The 9,310-nt window shown below is 46.9% G+C and carries 11 protein-coding genes; 4 read left to right on the top strand and 7 right to left on the bottom strand.

Translation table 11 applies throughout. The features are described 5' to 3' along the window. Positions 1-489 precede the first annotated feature (489 nt). From E0698_RS23540 to E0698_RS23525, 4 genes are all read right to left on the bottom strand, one after another. A complete protein-coding gene (locus E0698_RS23540; protein WP_443146921.1) occupies positions 490-777 on the bottom strand; it encodes a DUF6171 family protein in 288 nt (95 codons plus the stop codon). 51 nt (positions 778-828) lie between these two features. Further along, positions 829-1,149, bottom strand: coding sequence for a hypothetical protein (locus E0698_RS23535; RefSeq protein WP_192513072.1), 321 nt, complete (start codon positions 1,147-1,149; stop codon positions 829-831). A 68-nt stretch (positions 1,150-1,217) separates the two neighbouring features. Further along, positions 1,218-2,162, bottom strand: a complete 945-nt coding sequence (locus E0698_RS23530; protein ID WP_192513071.1) for a Gfo/Idh/MocA family protein — start codon at positions 2,160-2,162, stop codon at positions 1,218-1,220. A gap of 163 nt (positions 2,163-2,325) precedes the next feature. Continuing rightward, entirely contained in the window at positions 2,326-3,015 is a 690-nt protein-coding gene (locus tag E0698_RS23525; protein ID WP_134913671.1) for a TerC family protein, read from the bottom strand. 352 nt (positions 3,016-3,367) lie between these two features. Between E0698_RS23525 and E0698_RS23520 the strand changes: the two genes are divergently transcribed. Both E0698_RS23520 and msrA read left to right on the top strand, forming a co-directional pair. Beyond that, a complete protein-coding gene (locus E0698_RS23520; protein WP_134913669.1) occupies positions 3,368-3,985 on the top strand; it encodes a TVP38/TMEM64 family protein in 618 nt (205 codons plus the stop codon). Between the two features lie 185 nt (positions 3,986-4,170). Further along, a complete protein-coding gene (msrA, locus tag E0698_RS23515) occupies positions 4,171-5,142 on the top strand; it encodes a peptide-methionine (S)-S-oxide reductase MsrA (protein ID WP_192513070.1) in 972 nt (323 codons plus the stop codon). A 96-nt stretch (positions 5,143-5,238) separates the two neighbouring features. Here msrA and E0698_RS23510 read toward each other — a convergent pair whose 3' ends face one another. Then, complete coding sequence (locus tag E0698_RS23510; protein ID WP_137063600.1) at positions 5,239-6,042, bottom strand: lipid II flippase Amj family protein; 804 nt, start codon at positions 6,040-6,042, stop codon at positions 5,239-5,241. 149 nt (positions 6,043-6,191) lie between these two features. Here E0698_RS23510 and E0698_RS27145 point away from each other — a divergent pair, with 149 nt between their 5' ends. Continuing rightward, entirely contained in the window at positions 6,192-6,485 is a 294-nt protein-coding gene (locus E0698_RS27145; RefSeq protein ID WP_238354117.1) for a hypothetical protein, read from the top strand. Positions 6,486-6,708: 223 nt separating this feature from the next. Here E0698_RS27145 and E0698_RS23500 read toward each other — a convergent pair whose 3' ends face one another. Next, positions 6,709-7,413, bottom strand: a complete 705-nt coding sequence (locus E0698_RS23500) for a YitT family protein (RefSeq protein WP_014282274.1) — start codon at positions 7,411-7,413, stop codon at positions 6,709-6,711. 461 nt (positions 7,414-7,874) lie between these two features. Then, the gene (locus E0698_RS23495; RefSeq protein WP_192513069.1) at positions 7,875-8,765 is read right to left on the bottom strand and encodes a DMT family transporter; all 891 of its coding nucleotides are present in this window, start codon (positions 8,763-8,765) and stop codon (positions 7,875-7,877) included. A 137-nt stretch (positions 8,766-8,902) separates the two neighbouring features. Between E0698_RS23495 and E0698_RS23490 the strand changes: the two genes are divergently transcribed. After that, positions 8,903-9,310, top strand: a complete 408-nt coding sequence (locus E0698_RS23490; protein ID WP_134913660.1) for a hypothetical protein — start codon at positions 8,903-8,905, stop codon at positions 9,308-9,310.

Below are 9,310 nucleotides of genomic sequence, written 5' to 3'. Positions count from 1 at the left end.
TTCTGTATACGGACTCAACAAAAAGCTCTGCTGTTTCGGGAGCACAGGGATCACCAACCTTGGATAAGATACTTCAATTATACCGAAAAAAAGAGACAGACTCCTCAAAAAAAATGAGGAACTGTCTCTTTTGGTGAGCTGGGGGACTTTTTCAGTGGCCTCCGTAGACCTGATCTCTTTTTCATCTAAACGTTTACAATCATCCAATGTAACAGCTATTATTAATATAAATATTAATAATTAAATAAAAACATTTTACATGTTTAATATATTTTATTGCCTTCTATTTGTCAATCGTTAAGCCATTGCTCCACCCAAACCAAAAAGTCTGCCCTCAAGGCAGACCCTGGTATGACCACTTTAACTCGTGATCGCGGGCTTTAGATGAACAGCGAAAGCTTCAAATGAAAATTTCAAATAATGAAGTAAGTAGCCGGATTAGTCTTAATCACAGAAACAGCCGCATGTTCAGTGGAGTCTGAACCTATTTCATTTCAATGATGTCCCATGCCAGCGAGAGCCGCTATAGCCGGGACAATTTTGATTGACTGCCAGAGCACGTACACGGACGATACTTCCGCTGATCCTGCACGTATGCCCACCCATTAACTCATCGCATTGCGAGCAGGCTAACAGTCTGGTCTCGTACACATCATCGGTCACACATTCCATTCTGGGCCTCATGTTGTTTATGATTCTGGTAATTTGCTCTTCCGAAATAGCGATGTCCCTTTCACACCCTTTACAGGTGTTTGGTGCGGTTATACCATCCATCATCGGCTTACCCTCTCTTTCAACAACGTCCTGAGTACATGCGGCTGGAGGACCTTATATCCGTTCCGGCGGGAGTTGGGCAGCCGCTTCCGATACGACCATCGCCAAGTCCTCATTTCCGAACATAGACAGTACTCCTAATACTGTGTCCAGCAGGATATCTCCCGCTTCTTCACGCGATACGGTCAGCTTACGTACTCGGAGCAGACGCTCATTGCTATCCTGCTGCGGATAAGCTGCACGATACAGTTCCTCTGGCTCCAGCCCGTGATTGATGCACCATTGCGCAAACACAAGGATCATCATATCCTCTTCCTGCTTATAATTTTCGATGATAGCTTCTTCTAGCTGTTTACCGCGGTTGTGCTCTTCCATTCGTTCATTTCTCCTTCAATCTGTTTCTAGATGTCTGGACAACCTTGACGGCTGTCGTTCGTTTTGTGTTAGTCAACCAAACGGCTAATGAGTTCGTCCGCCAACATATGACTTTCCAGCACCCTGCCAGCACGCACACTGCATTCCTCTGGACGATGAATATGCTCCAGAAAATGATTTACCACTCCGGTGAATCCCCGTCTTTCCAAAATCGTGTCCCAGCTTCCGAATGAATGTGACAATGGCGGCTTATTTTTTTGCATAAAAATAGCCTGTTCCATGTTGGTCACCTCAACGGAACGACCTGCACCATGCAGCTCCACCTTCTCAATGTCAGCCCCTGCCTGTCTGTTCATACTGTAGCTACCGGAGGCATTTTCCAAACGTACGGACCCGAAAGCAGCGTTCATATATCCTTCACTCGTCGTGTCCAGACTGCTATGCAGCAGCTCATAATCATCGCCACCCAGCCACAATAGCAGATCGAGCATATGAATCAAATCATCATAAACCGTCTGTGCCGCAGGTCTCGGATCATATCCCGTCCGATGCTTGATCGCCGCGCATTGGCTGAAACCACCTGCTTCCTCCAGCCACGCTTTAGCAGCTACATAATGCGGGGCAAAACGTCGGTTAAAGCCGACCGCCAGCAACACAGCCTGTGCCTCCGCAAACGCGGTCATTTCCAGGTTTTGACGCACATCATAGGACAGCGGTTTATCCACATACACCGCAACACCTTTCTCAATACACGCCATAACCAGATCAAAATGGGCTTCGGTCGCAGCATGTATGAATACAGCCTCCGGCTCCCATCCCAGCATTTCCTTCACATCTGTCGTTCCTCTCGGCAGCCTGTACTGCTCCATAATGGAACTAACCGGCTCCTGCGAACGGTTCATGACACCTACAATATCTACACCTTCGTGTGCAGTCAGCAGCGGCAAATACACTTTGCGGGCAATACCGCCCAGACCTGCAATAGCCACTCTTGTTTTCGTTTGCTTATTCATATCATACCCACCTCTGATGACTCATTTCTTCTGTTGTCTAGTTTACATGGAAGTCCACTGACAAGCAAAGAAAAGAGGCCGTCCCCGATCCAGTTGGACCTGACGGAACAGCCTCTATGCATGAGCGTCCAGTTTCAGCTACGATGATTTCAGTGTACTTAGCTTAGGCGTGCAGCGCTTGTTTTCTTGTTTTTTCACTTTTTATTTTTTTAACACGCATTCCAATGGCTACGACCAGAACAACGATCAGAGCTTCAAATCCGTATTTCACGACCCCATTCGTGAACCAATGTGCAATCAGCGGCTCGGCCACTACCATTTTGGCAGCAGTGTAGGCCAGTACAGCAGCTCCAATTGTAATGACCATCGGGAAACGTTCAGTCAGCTTCAAGATAATTGTACTGCCCCATACCATAATCGGAACGGAAATCGCCAGTCCCAAAATAACAAGCAACATATTTCCATGAGCAGCTCCCGCAACAGCAAGTACATTGTCGAGGCCCATCATGGTGTCGGCAATAATAATGGTACGAATCGCGGCCCACATTTGATTGGTTGCAGAGATTTCATGTTTTTTCTCCTCAACCAGCAGCTTGTAAGCAATGTAGATGAGCGCAAGCCCCCCGATTAAACGCAAGCCGTAAATTTGCAGTAAATACGTGACCAGCACAGTAGCGATAACACGAATGACGACTGCGCCGACCGTCCCCCAAATAATGACCTTTTTTTGATTGGCCTTATCGACATTACGGGCCGCCAAACCGATTACGATTGCATTGTCACCAGCCAGCACCAAATCAATGACAATGATGGACAATAATGCGGTTAAAAACTCGATTGATAAAAAATCCATACGTTTCTCCCACCTTCTTTATTTATTTGTTATACTGTACATAGTTCTGCGCTTTATACTAAAAAAGCGCCATTTCACGGAATCCGGAAACGGCGCTTGACCCAAATTTAGCATCAAAAAAAGACCATTTACCCGGATTCCAAAAATCCTGGCAAAGGTCTCGCTTACAACATTACGTTGCCAATAAAGCCGGGGATTTTAAAATCCCGTAATGACGACTTTACTCGTTGAGCTACTCCCCTTTGGGAACTATTCTATTAGTGGTAGTATAGCACACATTATTGGGAATGTGAACCCTATTTTTTTCTGTATAAGCGACAAGCCGAACAGGGATATTGAAAGAGGTATGTAAATGAAAAAATGGCTACTCGCTACGGCTTATGTTTCGCTGCTCTGCATCGCATTTATCTACAAAGATGATTGGCTCGCCTGGGCGAACAAGCAAACCTCTTTTCCGGCTCTGCTGCTGCTCGCGTTTCTGTTCGCGTTAATTCCATTTGTGCCTTACAAGCTGATTATCGCTTCCATTGCTTATGCAGCAGGTGCCTGGCAGGGCGCTCTGATCTGCTGGCTTGGCACTACATTCGCTGCGCTGGTTGTTTACGGCGCGGTCCGTATTCTCTTCCGTGACAAAGGACGGGCTTATCTGGAGCGAATTCAAGCGTTGGAGCGCTTGAACCGGGTCATGGAGCGAGAACCTTTTGCTGCTGTGCTGTTGGCCCGCCTGATTCCGATCATCCCGCAGGCAGCGGTGAATGTATATGCCGGGGTCGCAGGCTTTCCGTTCTGGAGCTTTATGCTGGGTACGGCCATTGGCAAGCTTCCTGCAATTGCGGTATACGCTTATGCAGGCGGTACTATTGCAGAACATCCCGTGACTGGATTGCTCATTTTGCTGCTGTATACAGCACTGGTGGGCGGAGGCTTTGTGCTCTACCGCAGGAAGCTTCAACGGGCCCATAAATCATAGCTCTGTGAGCCTGCCGCCAGGACTGTAAGGATGTAGATTGGCCTTGGCTTTTTAGTCCAGAGTAATTTGCAAAGCTGGTTTGTTTCTGTCGTTCCATTGGTTTTTGCGGACATGTCGTATATAATTTAATTGTAAGCTATTTAAATAACAACTAATTGAAACTTACTCAGAATGGAGTGACAAATATGAGCACCAACAATCCAAACACCGTGGAGAAGGCAACTTTTGCAGGCGGCTGCTTCTGGTGCATGGTTTCCCCCTTCGAGGAACTGCCCGGCATTTTAAAGGTAAGATCCGGTTACACAGGGGGACATACGGAAAACCCGACCTATGAAGAGGTATGCTCCGAAACAACGGGACATGTAGAAGCCGTACAGATTACATTTGATCCGCAAGTCTTCCCATATGAAAAATTGTTAGAGCTGTTCTGGCAACAGATTGATCCGACGGATGAAGGTGGACAATTCCACGATAGAGGTTCGTCCTACCAAACAGCTATTTTCTATCATAACGAAGAACAAAGAATCAAGGCAGAAGCTTCCAAAAAAGCGCTGGGTGAAAGCGGCCGTTTTGACAAGCCCATCGCTACACCGATTCTGCCTGCGGCAACCTTTTATGAAGCGGAAGAATATCATCAGGATTATCATAAGAAGAACCCCGCGCATTACAAGCGCTACCGCAAAGGCTCTGGGCGTGAAGATTTTATTGAGCAAAATTGGTCAGGTAAAATCGATAAATCTGATTTGAAAGAGCGACTGACACCTATTCAATATGAAGTAACACAAAAGAACGCGACCGAGCGCCCTTTCCAAAATGAGTTTTGGGACCATGAGGGTGAAGGCATTTATGTGGACATTGTTTCGGGAGAGCCTTTGTTCAGCTCGCTTGATAAATATGATGCAGGGTGTGGTTGGCCCAGCTTCACTCGCCCGTTACGCAGCTATAATGTCAAAGAAAAAACAGACCTCAGCCACTTTATGATTCGTACCGAGGTCCGCAGTCGCGAAGCCGACTCCCATTTGGGACACGTATTTGATGATGGCCCGGGTCCAGATGGCCTGCGCTATTGTATTAATTCCGCCGCTCTCCGTTTTGTACCTCAGGAAGACTTGGAACGTGAAGGCTATGGAGCCTATAAGTCACTATTTGAAAAGTAAATAGACTTCAAAAATATTTTAGGCTGGCCCGGAAATCATCTTTCGCAGATGATCCCGGGTCAGCCTTTTGAATTAAATCAGTATATGTACCTCCCGTCAGCCCATAATCCACCCAAGCCAGAATGCGAGCGGCACCAACAGCAATTGTGCAAGCAACGTGCCTCCCAAACGCGAGATGATCATCCAGCCGTACATGCTGTTCATACGGTTCAAGGGCAGCTCCCCACGCAGCGTTTTTTCAGACAATACTGCCAATCTGGGATCAATTAGCAGGGTCAGCAGCACCGTTGCCATACCATTGATTAGACCTGATGACATCGACATTGCCGTCCCTTGAGCGGGCCAGAGGAAAGATGCGTATAAAGCAGACACCACTCCAGTCGTATATATCGCGGTCACAGTCATATTCAGGGTAATCAGGCGCTTGGGGATCGCTCCCCTGAACAGCGAGGTGAGCATGGACCCGGTTGGACGCTTCATGTAGTAGCCTGCATGCTTCCAGCGGTTGTGCACCATTAAATGACGCACCAGTGCAGGAATAGAGCCGGTATGCTCCAGATGCACAATCCATCTGGCCGACATGCGTACCACGGTCGGATACAAAATAATAGCGATCATGGTCCCGACGGTTGCTGCCAGTAGAACTCCGTGCATGTACAGCTCCAGCCTAACATTAGCCCCACCCGCTCGTATGGCAGCCTTTGCCTGATCGACCATACCTCCCAGTAAAGGTCCCTGAGCCATATTAGAGGTGCGCGAAACCAACAGCAGCATGCCCGCTACGGTTAAAGCCAATCCAATTCGACGTGCTCGCAAACCGCCAAGACGGAGGGCATAGGTCAAGCTGTCTGTAGTATGTATAATGATGGTTAGCATAAAGACGAAACTCCAGGCAAGCAATTGCTCCACTCCTTTTCAGGTATTCTGCACACCATTATACGCTTTTTCTCCAAATACATTTTACAATATATTCATTTCTTTGATTTCCGTTTGTTTAAGCGGACAGCGGGTAATACATACTACATCATCTGTTATAAGGAGTGTTGGGTATGCCTTGGACCAAACATGATTACCCCCCATCTATGAAAAATCTGGAGCCACGTGTGCGGGAAAAAGCCGTTGATATTGCTAACGCACTACTTCGTGACGGCTACGAAGAAAGACGTTCCATTGTGATTGCAACCTCTCAAGCCGAGGAATGGGACGATAATCATCCAACTGAACGAGACGGGAAACAGAAAAAACATGAGCAACAACATTCAAGTAGAAACGGGAAAAACAAGCTTTCTGCTTCTTCGCAGCCTCAGGAGCCTATTCATGTCGTGCCACATGAGTATGGCTAGGCTATTAAGGAAGAAGGGTATGATAAACCTGCTTCCACTTTCCGGCACAAAAATGAAGCGGTGAACGAGGCTCAAAAATTAGTAAACCGCCAGCAAGATTTCGGCGATTATTCATGACCAAAACGGACGCATTCATTCTACTTTAAAGCCTTCCTGCTGAAGCCTGGATACAGCGAAAGGGTGTCACGCAGGAAGATTTCTCTTCTAACGTAACACCCTTTCCTTATTGACGAAGGCTGTGGACGACCGGCACTGTTTTGGCAACTACCTTTTGGGCTGGAATAGCCGCAGGCAGTACCTTTTTCACAGGTCGGTGTAGTTGGAACGTTGTCGTCCATGTAATTATTTTTCCGGCGAGCCACACAGCCAGTATGGTAAACATTGTTTCCTTCACAGGCAGATACAACAGCGATAATCCTAGTACGATGATGTCACTAACGATAAACACGTTACCGATTTTCCATCCACGCCACTCGCTGATCAGCAGGGATAAAATATCATCGCCCCCGGTTGCCCCACCAAATCGCAGTACGATCCCGGCTCCCAAGCCTGTAAGCACTCCGCAAAGCAGAGCCGCTACCAGCAAGTTGCCGTGCAGATCTATAACCAGCGTCGAATACTTTTCAAATCCTGCATAAAACAGGGAAAATGCGACCGCCCCGATTAATGCCAGCAGCATGAATCTTCTGCCCTTCAGTACCCAAGCCAATAATATGACGGGGATATCAAGCAGCAGCATACTCCAAGCCGGAGACACGCCAAATGCGTAATGTCCCAGCAGAGCTAGGCCTGCAAATCCGCCTTCTGACAAATGATTTTGAGCATTGATGTGATAATACGTAAAAGCTAAAATGCATGTTCCGAGCAGCATGACAGCAATCTGCCTTAATGCTCCATTGTTCACGATAGATTCGTAAGTTTTCCTCATACAGGCTCCCTCGGTTTCTCGTAAGTTTGATGTGGATGAACCCACTCTTACGGAAGCTACCGGGTAAGATGTGCCTGGAGGACTTGGTCCTTCGCATGTACAATCCCCTCTTCCGCAGAGTTGGCTTTCGCAACTTGACGTTACTCCGCGGAAAAGCTAAGTATAAGACAGATCAAATCGTTTCCAAATCGTCCTTTGGGGAAGTATCCTTCGGGGACACATGGTATCCTGATCCTTTCTTTTGTGGAATAAAACTCCGACATTTCTGTGGTACACGTAATTCTATTATTTATTATACCACACCTTACCACCTGCTAAACAGCTTGCTTTTTATGCCGCACCATATTTTTATTTTATGCGTGAGCATGCTTTATTGTATGTGCGAATAACCGCATTATACCGAAGGTTTGGCGGATGCACATAAAATGTGTTTATAGCTTGGTTATGCAGATTTTCAGTGGTTACCCAGCCAATCTGGCTGTTCTGCGCTGGTTGGCCATAAACACCCCTCCGAGTATGAGGACCAGCCCGGTCAGAACATTCCAGCCGATGTGTTCATTCAGAAGCAAAAAGCCCCATACGATAGCGCTCACCGGTACAAAATAAGTCACCGAGGAGGCAAATTCCGGACTTCCCCGCAAAATCATATAATTGAACAAAATATAAGCTACTCCCGATCCCAAGACCCCCAGCCCTATAAGAGAACCCAATACACCAGGGATGACGACGACCGACAGATCAGGTCGATCTACCATTGCCGTCATGATGCCGCCCGCTGCCGTTGCACCCAATAATGTCGCAAAGGTTGCCTGATACATCGACAGATTGGATAAAAACCGTTTGGACAGTTGCGTTCCAAAGCCATAGCAGAGAGTCGCAAGCAGCATACATCCAAAGCCGACGGGGTCTACAGAAATAATGGATACAGGATTAATACCCAGTAAAATAACGATTCCTACAAAAGCGAGTCCCATTCCAAACCACTGCATTCGATGAAAGATAGCTCCGAACAAAACAAGTCCGACCAACATGGTCCAGATTGGCGTGGTGGCATTCAATACGGAAGCCATGCTGCTAGCAATTCTGGTCTCGCTAAAACTAATCAAGGCCCATGGCAAAACCATGTTCACCAGAGCTACGAGAATAACCGATTTCCATGGAATACTTCTGAATTCAAATGGCTTGCGCATGAGCAGCATCAACAAAACAATAAAAATGAGACCAAAGCTGGAACGAAGAAATACAATAGTCCAAGGCCCTACGTGATGAAGCAATAATACCTTGATAAACAAAAACGATCCGCCCCAAATGAGGCTTAGCAGCAAAAGCGCCGCATATAACGAGCGTGACAATATGTATACCTTCTTTCTTTCCAATAATTGATGATTGCTTTGGCAAAGGAATAATTTCTATGATGAAGTATAAAAAGAACATTTGTTCTGTATGCTGATTATAATTGTATTCCTGTTATGAGTAAAGGAGATTTCTTATGAAAAAGATACTGGACAACAAGAATAAGGCCCCATTGCCTTCCGAGGAAGACGCAGGGCTGATCAAAACTTGTGTACTTCTGACCCTCGTGCTGGATGTGCTGGAGCGGGACATTCGCATTCTGAATGCCTCTGCCTTAAAAATGCCCGATCTGTACGTTCGCAGCCTGACCGGGGTGCAACAGCGTGTAGCTGTTCAATTGGCGGAGACAAAGGCGCGAATGAAAAGGCAGGGAGTTAAAATATACAACGAAACCCGGAATCACGAAGGCGTGGAGGTCCTGTATGTATGCCGTGGCTACCAAAAGAGGTTTTTCATGCTTTCCTCCTTTGCACGCAGCGAGGTTCGACGGGAACTGGGACATTATTTGGGAATTGATGTGACCCAAAGCCACTCGACTGTGTAG

The organism is Paenibacillus sp. 23TSA30-6 (assembly GCF_014858585.1).
In the GTDB taxonomy this organism is placed as follows: domain Bacteria; phylum Bacillota; class Bacilli; order Paenibacillales; family Paenibacillaceae; genus Paenibacillus.
Note: the sequence above shows the minus strand (reverse complement) of the source record. Positions and strands in the feature narration are given on the sequence as shown.